This window comes from Sphingobacterium sp. UBA7855, assembly GCA_002500745.1.
Taxonomy (GTDB): domain Bacteria; phylum Bacteroidota; class Bacteroidia; order Sphingobacteriales; family Sphingobacteriaceae; genus Sphingobacterium.
Genome location: DLST01000020.1, coordinates 215,454 through 233,381 on the forward strand (window position 1 = coordinate 215,454; position 17,928 = coordinate 233,381).

Genomic DNA, 17,928 nt, shown 5'->3' on the forward strand with positions numbered 1-17,928 from the left:
TAGCTTACAAACAATGAAATCAAATAGATACACCTCATTAGCCATCGCCTTATTGGCTTCTCTTGCTCTAAACTCCTGCAAAAAGTTTTTAGATCTTCAGCCTACCTCCACGGTAACGAGTGAAAATGCCTATCTCACCGGAGACAATATTGAGAAAGCATTAAACGGAGCCTATAATTCTTTTATAGGCAATGGTACCCGCCCAGGAAGCAATGCCAATTATTATCAATGGGAGATGATTTTACAGACCGATATCCGTTCGGACAATGCGCATGCGGCCGGTGGTGGTGAGATAGACTTTGCACAAATTGACTATAATACGATTACCAATACCAATGAAATGGTACGTAGGGATTGGGAAGAACTGTATGGAGCAATCTCAAAATGCAATATCGTTATCGACAATGTTGATAAAGTCACAGATCCTACTTTTTCGGATGAAAGACGCAAACAAATTCTTGGAGAAGCTTCATTTTTAAGAGCCTTCCATTATTATCAATTGGTCAAACTTTACGGTGGTGTCCCCTTGGAAAAACACTCCAACAGTACAGATTCGGAAGTATTACGCATCAAGCGATCAACTGTAGAGGAGGTTTATGATTTTATAGATTCGGATCTACAAGTGGCAGCAAACAATCTTCCCGATGGGTTTGGACAGCCCTCTATTGACAAGGTTAGAGCTACAAAAGGTGCTGCAAATGCCTTGCTGACCAAGATATGGGCACAACGCCCTGATCGCGATTACAATAAGGTATTGCAATACGCCAATGCAGTGATTACTGGAAAAGGTGGCTATCAGCTCCTTCAAAACTATGCGGATCTTTTTGACGGTAAACATAACTATAACAGTGAATCCATCATAGAGATTCCCTATATCGCCGGCAGTCCCAATCTAAGCTGTTGGGGTGGCGCATTCTTTTTCCCGGATCTTGATGAAAATGGCCAAATCAACGAAAACGAATGGCGCCGGTATGGCACACCTTCGAAAGATCTTGTCGAAGCTTATGACAACGCTGGCGACACTGAACGAAAGAATGCCAACATCTGGTTTTTCTCTGTTCCTTGGGCAGATGAGTTCTGGAACCCTTGTGGAGATGCCGATACAGAAATCCCATTTAATGTAAAGCAAAAACATGCCAACAGCTTCCAAAGTGGCGATCATTTTTACCTTTTGCGGCTTGCGGACATCATTCTGCTTAAAGCAGAAGCTCAAAACGCCTTGGGAAATGCTTCTGGTGCGATAAACACTATAAACATCATACGTCATCGCGCAGGGCTGTCCGATTTATCCGGTGTCAGCTCCAGTGCACTAAAGGCCATCATTCTCAACGAGCGCCGATTGGAACTTGCTTTCGAAGGTCAACGTTGGGATGATCTGAATCGCTATGGTGTCACAGTGGAAGTCATGAATAAATTGAATGAGATTAAATTTACATGCGATAATGGCACTCAGAGTAATGCCACACAAATTAAGTATAATTTTAACCAAAATAGCCTGCTCCTCCCTATACCATTATTGGAATTGCAGGCAAACCCGAGCCTCACTCAAAATCCAGGCTATTAATTAGACCAAGCATAGGCTGTTCAAAGGATTAATTCCTTGAACAGCCTTTTTTTACAAATATACTTTATTATGACTCGTTTTAAATCACTGGATATTTTCCGTGGGTTTACACTCGCGGCTATGATTCTCGTCAATAATCCCGGCAACTATCATCATGTGTTTCCTCAACTTGAACACTCCATCTGGCATGGATGTACGTTTACAGATCTTATATTTCCATTTTTCTTATTTGCTGTTGGAAACTCGATGGCATTTTCTTTAAAAAATAGCGATCAGCTGGCACCAGGACTATACTGGAATAAAATTGTCAAAAGAACAATCATCCTTTTTCTACTCGGTCTGTTTTTAAATGTTTTCCCTTTTGTAGAATGGAATAGTCTTCACCAGCTCGAGTGGATTCCATTTGCCAAGTATAGGTATTTCGGCGTATTGCAACGTATCGCTATCTGTTATTTCAGTTGCGCTATGTTAGTATATTATTTTAAAGATAAAGGTGCGTTAATAGTTAGCGCGGTATTTCTTTTGTGCTATTGGCTGATTTGCTATTATAGTAACCCATCAGACCCTTATAGTTTGGACGGTTGGTTCGGAACCAAACTTGATATTAGTATGTTCGGAGCCTCTCATCTCTATCATGGTGAAGGAACAGCGTTTGATCCTGAAGACATTTGGAGCGTATTCCCAGCCATAAGTCAAACCTTATTTGGTTATATCGCAGGTAAATACATTATTCAAAAATTGAGGGGTAAGAGGGAGCTGAACGTGCTACTGTTGGTCGGTCTATCTTTTATTTTTGCCGGTTATATCTGGTCGTTCTTTTTCCCACTCAATAAGAAAATCTGGACAAGTAGTTATTGCCTATTTACCACTGGTATTGCTCTATCCTTCCTATGTATATTGATATACCTTTTTGAATTTCAAAAAGTCAACAGATTATTTTATATTATCTTTGATGATTTCGGCAAGAATACACTATTTATTTACTTTATAAGTGGGCTGATCCCAACGATTTGCTCATTTATCCTCATAGGGGTCTCCCGGCAAAATCTCTGGGACTTTAGCTACAATATCCTGTTTGGCAGTTGGCAGAATCAACAATTATCCTCCGCCCTATTTGCATTGCTATTTGTCGCTTTGAATTGGTTGATCGCCTATTACTTACGAAAGAAAAAGATCTATATCAAAATCTAGGTCAAGGTACCTTTAGCGTAAAATAAGCGATCTGGATTAGAAATAAAAAAAAGGGCCAAGGCCCTTTTTATATATAAAGATATGGATAAGATATACCGTAGCTACTTTAAGAAAACGCCCCATCTTTGTTTTACTATTTCGCCGTTTACAGTATACGGATACTAAAGTAGCTTAAACTAACTATATAGAGAAAAAACTTAGGGGGACAAAACGGGGACAAATGTTATTTAACTGACATACATGCGATTAAAACCTTTTTTTATTAAATAAAGAGTTGTTTGACGCAAAAAACTACACCTTGTCCCTTCGCTCATTTTTAATGCAATTTTTAGACAGTAATCAGTCAATGATTATACAGTGGATACTGAGTCATCACTGAACAAGCACTGAACAAGCACTGAACAAGTAGTGTCGAAAGGTCAAATTTCGTAGCCCGTATCCTCCTGCATGTTTTAAATGAATGCTAGTTCCAAAAGGAGTAAAAAAAGAAAAACCTGAGGTTGGGAACCTCAGGTTTTAACTAACCAATTATTAACCTAAATTATGAAAAGTCTTTACTAATATATAACAAACACATTTCAATTATCGGACCATTATAATCTACAATTTTTTATTTCACATTTCTTTAACAAATAACTGAGATTAAGATGACCAAAATCTAAGAAAATGACTACGATACCAAGTATAGACAATTAGCTAAAGTTGAAAAGACTATTTAGCTCTAACTTTTCATAATGGAAATCCGGTTCGGCAGCAGTATTTGGTAAAAAAGTCGATTCTGTTAAAAAATGTATTTTAGCAGGATGCCTTGCTGCTGCCATTTTGACTAATTCCAGCATGTAATGATTACTCGGATATCTTTTAACATGTGCTTTTAAATCTTCAAAACCATAATTTTGATAGTATTGATCAATATAGCCCATGCCATAGAAAGTACCATTTTCAATAACAATACAGCTTTTCTCTTCACAATGACGTCCCTTATCGATCAGTACATACGATGGACGTTGCACTAACCACTCCTCAATACAGCGTTCAATTCTGGTATTGTGTAAGTCGCGATCGGGCAACACATCCTTCTTAATGGACTTTGTTGACAAACTGGCTTGCCCAAACTGACAGAATTGCGGATTAATAGCATCTTGTTGGATAAATGTTTGGAGTAACTGAATTGCATCGTATTCACGCTGGAAGACTTGAATACATGTCTGTCCCCTATTTGTCTTACCAATGGCAAGATGAAGGTATCCGTTTTGATCTTCATAGGAAAACAATCCGAACTTAGGTTCGTACCGTTTCAGTGCCCTATTGTATTTTGGCCAAAACCGTTTAATCTCCGCGCATTCCAAAAGTAGCGCCATAAGCTCCGTCCCACAGCATTCGTAACTGATATGATGAATTTCCTTTAAAAAATTTTGCCTTTGGGCTTGAATGTTATTTCCAGTAAAATGGGATAATACCCGTTTTTTGATATTTACAGCCTTTCCCACATAAATTACTTTTCCATCTTTGTCGTGAAAATAGTAGACTCCAGCCTCATTCGGCAATTGTTCATACGCTAACGGATTTAAGTGTGGCGGAAAACGTTGATCTATCGCCTTGTGTTTAATCATATCCTGAAAGATCTGTTCAGTATCCAGAACTTTCAAATAAGCAAAAAGAATAGCAGTTGCATCGGCGTCGCCACCTGCACGATGCCTATTTTCTATCGGTATATCTAAATAATCGCATAGACGTCCCAAACTATAGGATAATAACCCCGGTTTTATTTTTCGCGCATAGCGTACTGTACATAATTTTATCGCTGACCATTCGAATCCCGATTCATGCAGCTGAAAACGGATGAATGAGTAATCAAAATTGACATTATGCGCAACAAAGATACGGTCTTTAAGCATTCCATAAATGCGCTCGGCAACTTCCTCAAATGTTGGAGCATCCTTTACCATGTCATTATTGATGCCAGTAAGCGCAAAAATGGAGTTAGGAATTTCCTTTCCTGGATTTACTAATGTTTCCCAGCGTTCAAGAACTTGGTTACCATCATGAATAACAATAGCAACCTCTGTGATCCGACTAGATTTTGCATGGCCACCTGTAGTCTCTATATCCACGATGGCAAACTCTTGTTTTTTGCTTTGATTTACACTCATAACACAAAGCAAATATACTAAAAATATTAGCTACAGAAAATAATATCCGTAAACTTTTACAAAACAGGATATATCTTTATTGCCCGGCCGTTCCTTAGACTACCGTGAAAGTCACTGTCTAACGTGCTTTACGGTGGTTATTCAATCTTCGCTGCTAATTTATTTACCAGCTTAAATAGTAGATCAGCCGCTAATTTGGCTGTCCTCGAATCAATATCAAAATGCGGATTTAATTCAGCCAAATCGACAGATCTCAGATTAGGTAGATCCAAAAGAAAATCGTAGATCATAAAAAATAGCTGATCTGGGACTATGCCATTATATGCCGATGCACTGACTCCAGGGGCATAGGCCGTAGAAAAGGCATCAAGATCTATGGTTAAATACACATAATCCACCAATTTGGAAAAACCAATTATTTTGTCCCGAATCTCATCAAGTTTCTCATTGACCAAACTATCGCGTTCTATAATCTTTACATTCTTTTCGCAAGCATAATTTAGTAATCCCTTGGTATTGCTTATTTCCTGAATTCCGATTGCTAAGTAATGAAAAGGCAGACCTGCTGCCGATTGATCCTGTTCAATTTGATAGAATCCCGTTCCAGAATTTCCTTTGCCATCCTGTAAGGCACGAATATCTAAATGCGCATCCAAATTAATGATACCTAAACTTTCATTCACGTTTTTTAGATATTGACTAACCCCTAGATAATGGCCGTAGGTAATTTCATGACCTCCGCCTAATATGACAGGAAATCCTTCTCGTTCGAGAATAATTTTCAAAGCAGCCCCCAAATGTTCCTGACATGATTCTAAATCATTGTCTTTTAATATGACGTCACCGCAATCATTAAGTTTAAGTTTAGCTGGAAAATAAACAGGAAGGTTGGCCAATACATTCCGAAGTACGGCAGGGCCATCTTTGGCTCCTACTCGTCCCTGATTTCGTGCAACGCCTTCATCACTACAGCATCCAAGAAAAGCGATGGCTTGGCGAAGATCGGATGGTTCATGAAGGTCAACACAATTCATTACTTGATGCCAGCGCATCCATTCGCGACTCTGACCATCCACACGTCCCTTCCAAACAGCTTGATCACCTTTGCTATATATTTCGGAATCATTCAACAAACGTTTCATTCTTTCACATCAAATAATTGTTCAATAATTTGGTCATCAACAAGATGCGCACGGGTAACTAATAATTTAGCATTTCCTTCCATCGCACGGCCTAGCGCCTGGTTTGCCTCCTTGTTTCTAGCCCAGGCACGTCTAGCAATCCCATTATTCACATCAAAAAATAACATTTTTTCCAATTTAACAACCGCTTCGACTGAACCATCTAACAGGAGGCCAAAGCCACCGTTGATTACTTCTCCCCACCCGACCCCACCGCCATTGTGGATAGAAACCCAAGTCGCGCCTCGAAAGCTATCTCCAATGACGTTATGAATAGCCATATCCGCTGTGTATTGACTTCCATCATAAATATTGCTGGTTTCCCGATAAGGGGAGTCTGTTCCGCTAACGTCGTGGTGGTCTCTACCCAAAACAATCGGCCCTTCAAATAAACCAGTTTTTACCGCTTCGTTAAAGGCCTTTGCAATAGCAATACGTCCAATGGAATCGGCATATAAGATGCGCGCCTGAGAACCGACGACGAGTCTATTTTTCTCAGCTTCTTTAATCCATTGTATATTATCTTGCAGCTGCTGCTGAATTTCTAAGGGGGCTTCTGCTCGAAGATCGTCTAAAACGGTCATGGCGATTTCGTCAGATTTTCTCAGGTCCGAAGCCCTCCCTGAGGTGCAAACCCAACGGAATGGCCCAAAACCGTAATCAAAGCACATGGGACCAAGAATATCCTGCACATACGACGGATAGCGGAATTGGTCCTTTTTATCATTCCAGACTGCTGCGCCGGCACGGCTACTTTCCAAAAGAAATGCATTTCCGTAATCGAAGAAATACGTTCCTTTGCACACATGCTTATTGATCGCATCAACATGTCGTACCAAGCTTTCTCGCACACATTGCTTAAATTTGTCCGGTTCACTCGCCAATAAAACATTTGCTTCATCAAAGGTTAATCCCATGGGATAATATCCCCCGGACCACGGATTATGCAATGATGTCTGATCAGACCCTACGGTAATGTGGATATTTTCACGATCGAAAGCCTCCCATACTTCAACTATGTTACCGATATAGGCAAAGGATACAATTTCCTTTTGTTCCACTGCCCGTTTTACCTGTCTAACGAGCTCCTGTATGCTCACTATCAATTGGTCAACCCATCCCTGCTCATGTCGTTTTCTTGCTGCGTCGGGGTTTATTTCAGCGCATACCGTTATGCATCCCGCAATATTACCCGCTTTAGGCTGGGCTCCACTCATTCCCCCCAGTCCAGAAGTCAAAAAAACCTTGCCTTGTATGGTATCATCTACCGCCAAATGTTTCCGGAATGCATTCATAACCGTAATAGTCGTTCCATGCACAATACCCTGCGGGCCGATATACATGTACGAGCCGGCTGTCATCTGTCCATATTGCGTAACGCCCAACGCGTTGAAACGTTCCCAGTCATCCGGTTTCGAATAGTTTGGAATCATCATGCCATTGGTTATCACAACACGAGGAGCATCTTTTGAAGATGGAAAAAGTCCCATCGGATGACCACTGTAAAGATGTAATGTTTGCTCATCAGTCATTTGCGATAGATATTGCATAGTAAGACGATATTGAGCCCAATTTTGAAATACGGCTCCATTCCCACCATAAGTAATCAATTCGTGCGGATGCTGTGCGACCGCAGGATCGAGGTTGTTCTGAATCATCAACATAATTGCCGCCGCCTCCTTACTTAAGGCCGGATAATCAGCTATTGGTCGGGCATACATTGTGTATTGTGGTCTAAAACGGTACATATAAATTCGCCCATAGTCGCGAAGCTCCTGTAAAAATTCAGGCGCTAAAATGGCATGCCAGAGATTAGGGAAATAGCGTAAAGCATTACGTATAGCTAGCATCTCTTCTGATTTCGTAAGAATATTCTTTCGTCGGGGAGCGTGGCTGATTGTGTGATCACGCTCTACCGTTGGAGGTAGTGTGGTAGGAATGCCTTCCGCAACCTCTCGCTTAAATGTATCTTTCATGATGTTATATTGATAATACTTCCATACCATTTTTCCATACCGCTGTAGGCTGCAAACTTCCTTGGTAATATGTAATATCCTGATAATTGTCGGTATTAAATAAACTAAAATCTGCACGCATTCCTTTCGCCAAAATTCCCCTGTCAGACAAGTTCAATGCCTTCGCCGCACGGTAAGTTAATGCCGCGAGTAGTTCAGCATTGGTCAACTTTTCTGCTGCTGCCAAAATCGTCGCACTTGTCAATAACTGCCCCATCGGAGCAGACCCCGGATTCCAATCACTACCTATGGCTAGGCATGCGCTTGCATCTAACAGTTTTCTAGCGGGTGTAAACCCGCAACCCAATCCGATAGAAGCGGCAGGTAAAGCCACCGCGACAGTGTCCGACTGTGCGATAAGTTCAATTTCAAAAGCTGTTGATGCTTCAAGATGATCCGCAGATATAGCACCCAGTTCCACCGCAATCTGGCTTCCAGAAGTCGTAAACTGATCGGCATGAATTGTCAGATCAAAACCCATATTTTTTGCTTTCTGTAAATAAGCGACAATGTCTTCTCCCTGAAAAGCTGCTTTTTCGATAAATGCATCTATCCGATTTGATAGCCTTTCGGATTTTAATGCCGGAAACAGAACTTCAGCCAGCATATGGAGATAATCTTTTGCAGACCCATTGAAGTCGCGCGGAAGCATATGTGCTGCCAAACAAGTTGGGATAAGGTCTGGTTGTATTTGTCGATCTGATTCGCGGATGACACGCAATAATTTAAGTTCTTGTTCAACGTCAAGTCCATAACCGCTTTTAACTTCGATCGTTGTGATTCCCTGTTTCAATAGTAAATGTGCCCTCCCTATGGTGAGGTCTACCAATTCTCGGGCATCACAATCCCTTGTATGGGATACGGTACTCCAGATCCCCCCTCCTGCCGCCGCGATTTCCAAATAGCTTGAACCGGCATTTCGAAGGGCGAAATCATTTGCACGACTGCCTGCGAAAGCAATATGTGTATGGCAGTCAATAAAGCCTGGCAAAACGACCTGATCTCCCTCAACATGGATAAGATCCACCTGCTGCCCCCATTGTTGTTGTAATTGATCAAAAGCTGCCACATCCATTATCGTGTTTCCTGCAATTAAAATTCCCCCCTCATCAATAATAAACAATTGGCTATCGTCAATTGGCCCCTTTATCGGCATATTTGACAGGGTTAATATTTGCCTAAAAGGCCCAACTAATTTTAACTCCTTTTTCATCATTCTTAGTTTAAAATAACTCAAATTGCTGTTTCAGTTCTGCAGCAATATCTCCAGCAGCATATTGAGCATGCAATGCAATAAGGTCTCCTGATTTTACCAATTTTAACGCTTCGGTCAGCAGCTCTTCCATTGGCTGGTCCGATTCAATATGTGGTATGGACTGACGGATGCTCTCATGGATAGCTTCCAGTGCAGCAGTTGATGTTAACGGTTGATGATAATCTTTGGCTTGGGCGGCACACAACAGTTCAATGCTTAATATTTTGTCAACATTGTCAATCACCTGCAAAAGTTTTCGTCCGGAGACAGATCCCATACTCACATGGTCTTCTTGACCTAAAGAAGTTGGAATGCTATCGGCACTCGCCGGAAAACAGAGTCCTTTATTCTCACTTGCGAGGGCGGCCGTGCTATATTGAAGGATCATAAATCCTGAATTAAGTCCAGTTGATTTCATCAACAATTTGGGTACAGCGTTGGTTTGGCCTTCTAAAGACAAATAGACCCTCCGATCGGAAATATTCCCAATTTCAGACGCTGCCAGTGTGGCATAGTCCAAAGGTAATGCAATGGATTGCCCATGAAAGCTACCACCGCTAATCGTAAGTTCATCATTAATAATCACAGGGTTATCAGTCACTGCATTTATTTCAATTTCGATGGTGTCCTTTAAATGAAACCAAGCGCTGCGTGATGCGCCATGGACTTGAGGAATACAACGCAAAGAATAAGGATCCTGCACACGGGAACAGTGTTTGTGACTTTCCAAAATAGCTGATCCATGAAGCATATGGAAGATGCTTGCAGCAACATAACGATTTCCCTTATGTGGTCGTAATTCATGTAGCTCCGAAAAGAAGGGTTTTATAGAGCCATTTAACCCTTCAATCATTAAGGAGGCAATAATATCGGCATTTTGAAGCATGCGATATAGTTCAATGACGCCCATAACGCCATGCGCTGCCATAAATTGAGTCCCATTGATCAGCGCCAGCCCTTCTTTTGCGCCTAATTGAATCGGAGCCATACCGTATTTTTCCAAAATGGCGGCTGTATGCACAACATTCCCTTTCACCCTGACTTTTCCTAAACCAATTAATGGTAAAAATAAATGAGACAAAGGGGCTAAATCACCTGACGCTCCCACAGATCCTTGTTTTGGCACAATAGGAATGATATCGTTCTCAACATGCCAAATCATCCGCTCAATTGTATTGTATTGAACACCCGAAAATCCTTTAGAAAGCGCGTGAATTTTAAGAATAAGCATCAACTTAGCTAAATCATCGCTTATAGGTTCACCCACACCGACCGCATGGCTTTTAAGAATATTTTCCTGTAATAATTGCGTTTGACCGGCATCGATGTGTGTGGTACAGAGCGGACCGAAACCCGTGTTGATCCCATAGACGACCTCGCCGCGCCCAACTATTTTACTGACATAACTGGCGCTTTGATCGATCTTTTCCCTGACGTCCGACGATATCACTCCCCGAACCAATCCTTTCGCTATTGCTAAGGCGGTGGAACAAGTCAAATGCCCACTGCCATATAAAAATTTATCCATCTCCCAATCTGCTTTACTCAAAAGTACTTGCTATATTTGATAAGCAGAAATACCATTTTCATCATCAATTGATAACCATGAATTATCAAATAGAGTTTAGACACTTATTATATTTCAAAGTATTGGCCGAAGAATTACATTTCCGGAGGGCGGCGGAAAAATTATTTATTGCACAACCGGGCTTGAGCAGGCAAATTAAGCAGTTGGAGGAATGTTATGGGGTATTACTTTTTGAACGTACTAAGCGGAATGTCGTGTTAACAGAGGCCGGAATGTATCTCTTTAAAGAGGCACAGGAGTTATTTAGACATTTAACACAAATAGAAACTCAACTTCAGAGCTATGCAAATGGAAAAATAAGTACCTTAAAGCTCGGTTTTATCGGATCAGCTGTTCAGACTATTTTGCCTGAATTACTGATAAAACTAAAAAAACAGCAGCCCGACATTGAGTTATCCCTTCACGAATTGGCAAACGAAACGCAGCTGGATCTGCTGGAAAAAAAAGAATTGGACTTGGGATTCGTCCGTCTCTCCGAAGCCCCGCTTGGACTGAGTAGCCAGCCGATATATACGGAGCATTTCAGTCTTGTATTACCCAATAACCATCCGCTTTTGACGTCTCAACATCCAAGTCTGGATCACTTGAAAGACGAATCATTTATCTTGTTTTCCAAAAACTATAGTTACTCCTATTACGATCTGGTCATGAGTATTTTCAATGATCATAAGTTTATTCCCAAAGTAACGCTTCGTACAGTCAATGCATTGACCATATTTAATATGGTGGCTCAGGGGCTCGGTGTTGCAATTGTTCCGTCTTCCTTAAAAAATGGATACCATGTTGATGTTTCGTTTTTGGAACTGGATGATCTACCACAGCGAACAACACTTTCATTAGTTTGGAACGCCCAAAATCGTAATCCTGGAATTCCTTTAGTCCTCCAGCTTATGAATTTACGAGTCAACAATGCATAAATACATCTGATACATTGGTAAGACCTAAATCCTTTTTAAATTGCATATAGAATAAATTTCCTGGATAAGATTGTCACTGTATTGCATATAAAAAACAAATTCTCTAAGTTTGATATATTACTAAACTTACATACAAAACGAAATTATGATTTTAGAAGTAGCTGTATTACAAATTATTAAAGGGCAACAATCCAATTTTGAGAGAGATTATAAAACTGCTTGCCAGTATATCAGTGCAAGTAAAGGTTATATCACGCATTCTCTACGTAAATGCATCGAAAAGGATAATCAGTACATCCTGTTGGTGGAATGGGAAACTTTAGAGGACCATACCATCGGTTTCAGGGAGTCTGCATTATTTAAGGAATGGGAGAAACTTTTACATCACTACTACGATCCATTTCCAACAGTCGAACATTACGAAGTATTAAAATAGTCGTTCTTTAGCCCTATTCTATAATAATCTAGTATCTTTGTAGAAATTTTTAACATTTAACTTTTAACCCCCTATAAGGCCACAAGCTTTGTAGCACTGAACAGATTAAGATGTACACAAAAGAAAAAGCAAAAGTAAATAGTTTTACGGTAGATCATACCAAATTGAAACAAGGGATCTACGCGAAAGCTTCTACGACCAATAACAGCAATGTCGAAAACTATACAACTTACGACATTCGAATGATTAGGCCGAATTCACCTGAGCGTATGTTGTCTCCTGAAGTGATGCACACACTGGAGCACTGCTTTGCAACGGAAATTAGAACGATTTTAGGTGATGAAGTCATTTATGTGGGCCCGATGGGATGCTGCACAGGATTTTATGTTGTATTGGCCGGAACAGAGCGAACTCCTCAAAACGTAGCGGAGTTGATGAACGAGGTTCTTGAAATAATTCTTACAGCTGGATATGAAGTTCCTTTCCAAAATCCTATTAGTTGTGGAAATTATACTTTCATGGATTTTGATTCCTCAAAACAAGCTTGTGTTAACTTTTTAAATTTAATCACTGCTGGAAAATTGGAATTTGAATACCCATATATTGAAGAAAATTAAATGATCCTGAATAAAGATATTGAAACAATAATCTTGGTAGCAAATAAGAACGAACTATCTTTTCCTTCGCCAAGTAAATCCACTTACATCTATGAAATTGGTGTTGGCAAAGTAAATGCGCTCTTGTCTGCCGCCAGACTTTACGAAGACATTAAAACACTGGAAATTAATCCAATTGTTCTCAATGTAGGTACAGTAGGCTGTACACGGTATCCGATTGGTCACGTTCTTTATCCTTCCTATTATGCACAAGGAGACGCTTATACGGATGGATTTTTTCTAGAGAACACATTATTTTTTAAGGGGCAGGGAGTATTGGAATCAATATCGGTTGATGAATTTAATTACGAAGATGCACTTTTGACATCAGATCGTTTTATCCATGTAAATTCATCTTTTTATCAAGATATTAAACATTTAAACCCTATGGCTTTTGACATGGAATCTTATGCGCTAGCAAATTTCTGTTTCCAAAAGAATCTTGCCTTTCATAGTATTAAAATCGTTTCAGACAACTGTGATGGCACAGTGAAAGATTGGGAAAGTATTTTAGGAGAAATTTCAGGTAGACTAGGTAACATACTCCAACAATTCATGAAAAATCTGGACGCAGAAAAAGCTCCAGCCAGCCTATCGTAATCCAATTGAAAATACCCTGTTAAGGCCTGTAAAAACTACAGGCCTTTTTTCTGCTATTTCTTTACTTACTATTCTGAATATAAATGCACCAAAGATTGTTCGTCAGATATTAAAATAAGCCAAAATATGCTTCGCCTTCGTTCCAATTGACCCTGGTAATTTGAATTTATCCAAACTATTTTCCGCCAAGGTTGTTAAAACAATGGATTAAATACCCACCGTTATATTCGATATAACTCTTCTACACGACAAATAAATCGATCTAATATTCTTATGAAAAAAAAGAAGAAAATAATAATTTCAAATAGACTGCCGATACAAATAGAACGAAAAAAAGAAAAATTAATCATCAAACCCAGTGCAGGAGGACTGGCAACTGGTTTAAATTCAGCCTTTGAAACAGATGCGATCTTATGGGTTGGATGGCCGGGAATTGTGCCTAAAGATGAAGAGGAACAGGAAAAAATTATTGAGCTTCTAAAACCGATGAATTTACTTCCTGTCTTCTTATCGAAAGACGAAATTCGCAATTTCTATGAAGGATATTCCAATGAGGTGCTTTGGCCTATCTGTCACTATCAACCGAGCTACATCCATTTTGATCCCGAATATTGGTCTACCTATGTCGCAGTGAATAAAAAGTTTTGTGAAGCGGCTCTTTCTATCGATCAGCTGTCCGATTTCATCTGGGTTCAGGACTATCAGCTTATGCTACTCCCACAGTTGCTACGCTCAGAAAATCAAGAACTCAACGTCGGTTATTTTCATCATATTCCCTTCCCCTCTGAGGAATTGTTTATGAACATCCCACAGCGAAAAGAATTAGTTGAAGGCTTGCTCGGAGCAGATCTTATCGGATTTCATACCTTTGCTGATAGCCAAAACTTTCTAAATGCCTGCAAAAAAATTCTCCACGTTTCTTCGGGACATAATCAGTTAAAATATAAAGACCGACACATTTTTATAGAGTCTTTTCCCATGGGTATCGACTTTCAAAAGTTTGTTGAAGTCAGTACTGAACCTAAAGTTCAGGCTGTAGCTACCCAATTTAGAAGTCACTTTCCTGATCAAAAAATAATAATCTCAGTCGACAGGCTCGATTATAGTAAAGGTATTTTAGAAAGACTGCGTGCTTACCTGACCTTCCTCCAAAAATACCCTGAATGGCACGCCAAGGTTGTTTTATATATGCTGATCGTACCATCTAGAGATAAGGTATCGCAATACAAAAAGTTGAAAGATGAGATTAATCGAACAGTAAGTGAAATCAATTCCATTTATGGAAACCTTAGTTGGACACCAGTATTATATTTCTACAAATCGCTTCCATTCGAAGAGCTGGTTGCATTATATGTTGCATCAGATATTTGTATGATTACTTCCACTCGGGATGGAATGAATTTGGTCAGTAAAGAATACATCGCCAGTAAAACATTATCGAAAGGTGTATTGATATTAAGCGAATTTGCAGGTGCTTCCAAAGAACTCGTTGATGGATTGATAATCAATCCATTTAATCGTATGGAAACTGCAGATAGTATTTATATGGCGCTAACAATGGCTCCTGAAGAGATTCAGGAACGGGCAGACTCCAATATGCAAATTATCAAGAAGTTTAATGTGCAGCATTGGGTCCAGCTCTTTACTAATCGCTTAGCTGAAACTAAGGCTATACAGCGTGACGAATGGGCCAGAAGAATTTCGGACAAGGTATTTAACAGTATTTCTGAGCGCTATAGCAAAAGTAGCAATAGACTTTTCTTTCTGGATTATGACGGCACACTGGTCAAATTTCAGAATCATGCACAAAAGGCAACGCCCACAACGCTACTCTATAACCTTTTGGATAACATTATTTCAGATCCCCTGAATACGTTAGTTATCATAAGCGGCCGTTCTCAGGAGAGTTTATCTTCTTGGTTTGATGGCCGGTCCTATTATCTCGTTGCGGAACATGGCATTTGGTCTAATTTCCCCAATTTCAGCTGGTCATATAAAAAAGGATTAGCGCTTCATTGGATGCCCGAAGTAAAAAAGCTGATGGAAAAATTAGCCGATCAAACCCCAGGTGCCTTCGTGGAAGTTAAGCCATATTCATTAGCATGGCATTATCGCAAAGTCGAACTCGGATTGGGAGAACTAAAGGCAACTGAACTTAAAGAGGTATTGAATCCAATGTTGAACGAATATGGATTACAGTTGTTGGATGGAAATGCTGTGATTGAGGTTAAAAATACAGAAGTTAACAAAGGTAAGGCTGCATTGGAAATCGCCGGCCATATAAAGCCCGATTTTATGTTGGCAATTGGTGATGATATTACCGATGAGGATTTATTCCGTTACCTACCTCAGTCGACCATAAGTATCAAAGTAGGCAGTAACAAATCTGCAGCAAAATATTATTTAGATGAACAAGAAGATGTTCTTCAATTTTTAGATCAACTTATTATAAAATAATGAGCGAAAACATTACTGAAAAAAGACATACCTATCAATCTGGAATCATTGGTAACTGTTCTTATATTGCACACGTCGGCATCGACACAAACATATCCTGGCTGTGCTGGCCGTCTTTTGAGGACAGCTTTGTATTCGGCAGCATGATTGATAAAAATCAAGGCGGAACATTCAGGATTAGTTCTGAAGAGCCTATTGTTGAAACGAAACAATATTATATCAAAAATTCCAATGTACTCTGTACAGAAATCCATACCGATTCCTATGGTTACCGTATAACAGATTTTGCACCGCGGTTCGAACAATTTGGCCGGTATTTTAAGCCGCTAATGTTGATACGCAAAATCGAACCCCTCTATGGGGCTCCAAGTGTCAACATCAAGTGTCAGCCGACGGGCGATTATGGCCGTGTGACGCTCAAGCCTACACGCGGAAGCAATCACATTCTTTATACCAGTGACCAGATAGGAGAACGAATTCGGTTAACTACTGACATGCCCATTTCTCACTTCTTCCAGGATGACAGCTGGACCATCATAAGTGAGAACAGATATCTTGTACTCACCTATGATTCGGCCTTTGAATCGGCCATTGAGAGTACTTGTGAAGATTTTCTGCAAAAGACAATCAGTTATTGGCAACGTTGGATCAAACGATGCAGTATTCCCAATATTTACCAAAAAGAGGTTATCCGATCAGCGTTGGTGCTCAAGCTTCACCAATATGAGGACACGGGAGCAATTATCGCCGCCTCAACCACTAGTTTACCTGAATATCCAGGTTCTGGAAGAAACTGGGACTATCGTTATTGCTGGGTACGCGACAGCTATTATGTACTGACTGCTCTAACACATATTGGCCAATTTGAAGAAATGGAAAGCTTCGCAAATTACATTGCTGGCATCACTCATCGTAATCCCGGAAGACTCCAACCGCTGTACGGTATTCTTGGCACCACAGAGCTTACAGAACATATCTTACCTTACTTGGAAGGTTATCAAGGAAGTGGCCCTGTGCGAATTGGAAATCAAGCTTTTGAACATATTCAAAATGACGTTTATGGTCAAGCAATGATTGCATTACTGCCACTCTTCACTGATCAGCGCTTTAAGATTCATGAGAATAAAAACGTTTTGGGATGGGTGAATTTCATCCTCGAAAAAATTGAGGCGACGATAGAGGAAAAGGATGCGGGCATCTGGGAATTCAGAAATTTTGCAAACCACCATTGCTATTCTAACTTATTTCAATGGGTTGGTTGCAAAGCGGCCCTACTTATTGCGCGTCAAAATGGCTACCAAGAAATGGAAGATCGCGCAAATATTCTCCTAAAAAAGGCAGAAGCATATATTGAGGCTTGTTATGATGATAATCGTAAAGTGTATCAAAATGCAATAAATAGCAGTAATCTGGATGCCAGCACGTTGCAGCTGATCGTAATGGACTACTTAGATCCAAAATCTGAAAAGGCACGACATCATCTCGAAATGCTGGAGAAAGATTTAAAGGGAGAAAATGGCCTTTTCTATCGGTATAAACATCAGGATGATTTCGGTAAACCTAAATCGACTTTTTTGGTCTGTGCATTTTGGTATGTCGAAGCGCTGGCCTGTGTTGGAAGGGTCGATGAGGCAAAAGAGATTTTAGAGCGTTTACTGACCTACAGTAATCACCTCGGTTTATTCAGTGAAGATGTTACTGAGGAAAATGGAAGTCAGTGGGGTAACTTTCCTCAAGCATACAGCCATGTCGGATTGATGAATGCTGTGTATCGTTTAGCGATAAAGTTAGATAAGCCAATTTTTCATTAATACAAAGATGTGCGATTAATAAAAGTTAATCGCACATCTTGATATTTAAATATATAAGCAGTCGAGACAGATGACTGTCTTGTATGTCTAGTTTAAATCCTTTA

13 protein-coding genes are annotated in these 17,928 nt (G+C 40.1%); 8 read left to right on the top strand and 5 right to left on the bottom strand.

Annotated elements, in window-relative coordinates:
* The first annotated feature begins 13 nt into the window (after positions 1–13).
* The gene (locus B2107_RS20260) at positions 14–1,564 is read left to right on the top strand and encodes a RagB/SusD family nutrient uptake outer membrane protein (RefSeq protein ID WP_293957569.1); all 1,551 of its coding nucleotides are present in this window, start codon (positions 14–16) and stop codon (positions 1,562–1,564) included.
* Between the two features lie 69 nt (positions 1,565–1,633).
* Positions 1,634–2,755 (top strand): acyltransferase family protein, encoded by a 1,122-nt coding sequence (locus tag B2107_RS20265; protein ID WP_293957570.1) that lies wholly within the window; start codon positions 1,634–1,636, stop codon positions 2,753–2,755.
* A gap of 692 nt (positions 2,756–3,447) precedes the next feature.
* On the opposite strand, the gene B2107_RS20270 is transcribed toward B2107_RS20265, so the two are convergent.
* The 5 genes from B2107_RS20270 to hutH all read right to left on the bottom strand — a co-directional run bounded on the left by B2107_RS20270 (position 3,448) and on the right by hutH (position 10,887).
* Entirely contained in the window at positions 3,448–4,908 is a 1,461-nt protein-coding gene (locus tag B2107_RS20270) for an exonuclease domain-containing protein (protein WP_293957571.1), read from the bottom strand.
* 137 nt (positions 4,909–5,045) lie between these two features.
* Complete coding sequence (gene hutG, locus B2107_RS20275) at positions 5,046–6,050, bottom strand: formimidoylglutamase (protein ID WP_293957572.1); 1,005 nt, start codon at positions 6,048–6,050, stop codon at positions 5,046–5,048.
* Positions 6,047–8,065 carry a urocanate hydratase gene (locus tag B2107_RS20280; protein ID WP_293957573.1) on the bottom strand — a complete coding sequence of 673 codons (2,019 nt, stop codon included), beginning with the start codon at positions 8,063–8,065 and terminating at the stop codon, positions 6,047–6,049. The genes hutG and B2107_RS20280 overlap by 4 nt, the downstream gene beginning before the upstream one ends.
* Positions 8,066–8,069: 4 nt before the next feature.
* Positions 8,070–9,317, bottom strand: coding sequence for an imidazolonepropionase (gene hutI, locus B2107_RS20285; protein ID WP_293957574.1), 1,248 nt, complete (start codon positions 9,315–9,317; stop codon positions 8,070–8,072).
* A 10-nt stretch (positions 9,318–9,327) separates the two neighbouring features.
* Positions 9,328–10,887, bottom strand: a complete 1,560-nt coding sequence (gene hutH, locus B2107_RS20290) for a histidine ammonia-lyase (protein ID WP_293957575.1) — start codon at positions 10,885–10,887, stop codon at positions 9,328–9,330.
* Between the two features lie 77 nt (positions 10,888–10,964).
* Here hutH and B2107_RS20295 point away from each other — a divergent pair, with 77 nt between their 5' ends.
* From B2107_RS20295 to B2107_RS20320, 6 genes are all read left to right on the top strand, one after another.
* Positions 10,965–11,864: a LysR family transcriptional regulator gene (locus B2107_RS20295; protein ID WP_293957576.1), complete on the top strand. Its 900-nt coding sequence runs from the start codon at positions 10,965–10,967 to the stop codon at positions 11,862–11,864.
* Positions 11,865–12,009: 145 nt separating this feature from the next.
* Positions 12,010–12,300: an antibiotic biosynthesis monooxygenase family protein gene (locus B2107_RS20300; RefSeq protein ID WP_293957577.1), complete on the top strand. Its 291-nt coding sequence runs from the start codon at positions 12,010–12,012 to the stop codon at positions 12,298–12,300.
* A 110-nt stretch (positions 12,301–12,410) separates the two neighbouring features.
* Complete coding sequence (locus B2107_RS20305; RefSeq protein ID WP_293957578.1) at positions 12,411–12,917, top strand: S-ribosylhomocysteine lyase; 507 nt, start codon at positions 12,411–12,413, stop codon at positions 12,915–12,917.
* Positions 12,918–13,556, top strand: a complete 639-nt coding sequence (locus tag B2107_RS20310; protein ID WP_293957579.1) for a hypothetical protein — start codon at positions 12,918–12,920, stop codon at positions 13,554–13,556.
* A 273-nt stretch (positions 13,557–13,829) separates the two neighbouring features.
* Positions 13,830–16,013, top strand: a complete 2,184-nt coding sequence (locus B2107_RS20315) for a bifunctional alpha,alpha-trehalose-phosphate synthase (UDP-forming)/trehalose-phosphatase (RefSeq protein WP_293957580.1) — start codon at positions 13,830–13,832, stop codon at positions 16,011–16,013.
* Positions 16,013–17,824, top strand: coding sequence for a glycoside hydrolase family 15 protein (locus B2107_RS20320; RefSeq protein WP_293957581.1), 1,812 nt, complete (start codon positions 16,013–16,015; stop codon positions 17,822–17,824). Before B2107_RS20315 ends, B2107_RS20320 begins: the two co-directional genes overlap by 1 nt.
* Positions 17,825–17,928: the final 104 nt, after the last annotated feature.

Coding starts and splice junctions, on each gene's coding strand:
- B2107_RS20315 (WP_293957580.1), top strand. CDS start 13,830: ATGAAAAAAAAGAAGAAAATAATAATTTCAAATAGACTGCCGATACAA.
- B2107_RS20265 (WP_293957570.1), top strand. CDS start 1,634: ATGACTCGTTTTAAATCACTGGATATTTTCCGTGGGTTTACACTCGCG.
- B2107_RS20310 (WP_293957579.1), top strand. CDS start 12,918: ATGATCCTGAATAAAGATATTGAAACAATAATCTTGGTAGCAAATAAG.
- B2107_RS20320 (WP_293957581.1), top strand. CDS start 16,013: ATGAGCGAAAACATTACTGAAAAAAGACATACCTATCAATCTGGAATC.
- B2107_RS20305 (WP_293957578.1), top strand. CDS start 12,411: ATGTACACAAAAGAAAAAGCAAAAGTAAATAGTTTTACGGTAGATCAT.
- B2107_RS20280 (WP_293957573.1), bottom strand. CDS start 8,065: ATGAAAGATACATTTAAGCGAGAGGTTGCGGAAGGCATTCCTACCACA.
- B2107_RS20260 (WP_293957569.1), top strand. CDS start 14: ATGAAATCAAATAGATACACCTCATTAGCCATCGCCTTATTGGCTTCT.
- B2107_RS20295 (WP_293957576.1), top strand. CDS start 10,965: ATGAATTATCAAATAGAGTTTAGACACTTATTATATTTCAAAGTATTG.
- B2107_RS20270 (WP_293957571.1), bottom strand. CDS start 4,908: ATGAGTGTAAATCAAAGCAAAAAACAAGAGTTTGCCATCGTGGATATA.
- hutI (WP_293957574.1), bottom strand. CDS start 9,317: ATGAAAAAGGAGTTAAAATTAGTTGGGCCTTTTAGGCAAATATTAACC.
- hutH (WP_293957575.1), bottom strand. CDS start 10,887: ATGGATAAATTTTTATATGGCAGTGGGCATTTGACTTGTTCCACCGCC.
- hutG (WP_293957572.1), bottom strand. CDS start 6,050: ATGAAACGTTTGTTGAATGATTCCGAAATATATAGCAAAGGTGATCAA.
- B2107_RS20300 (WP_293957577.1), top strand. CDS start 12,010: ATGATTTTAGAAGTAGCTGTATTACAAATTATTAAAGGGCAACAATCC.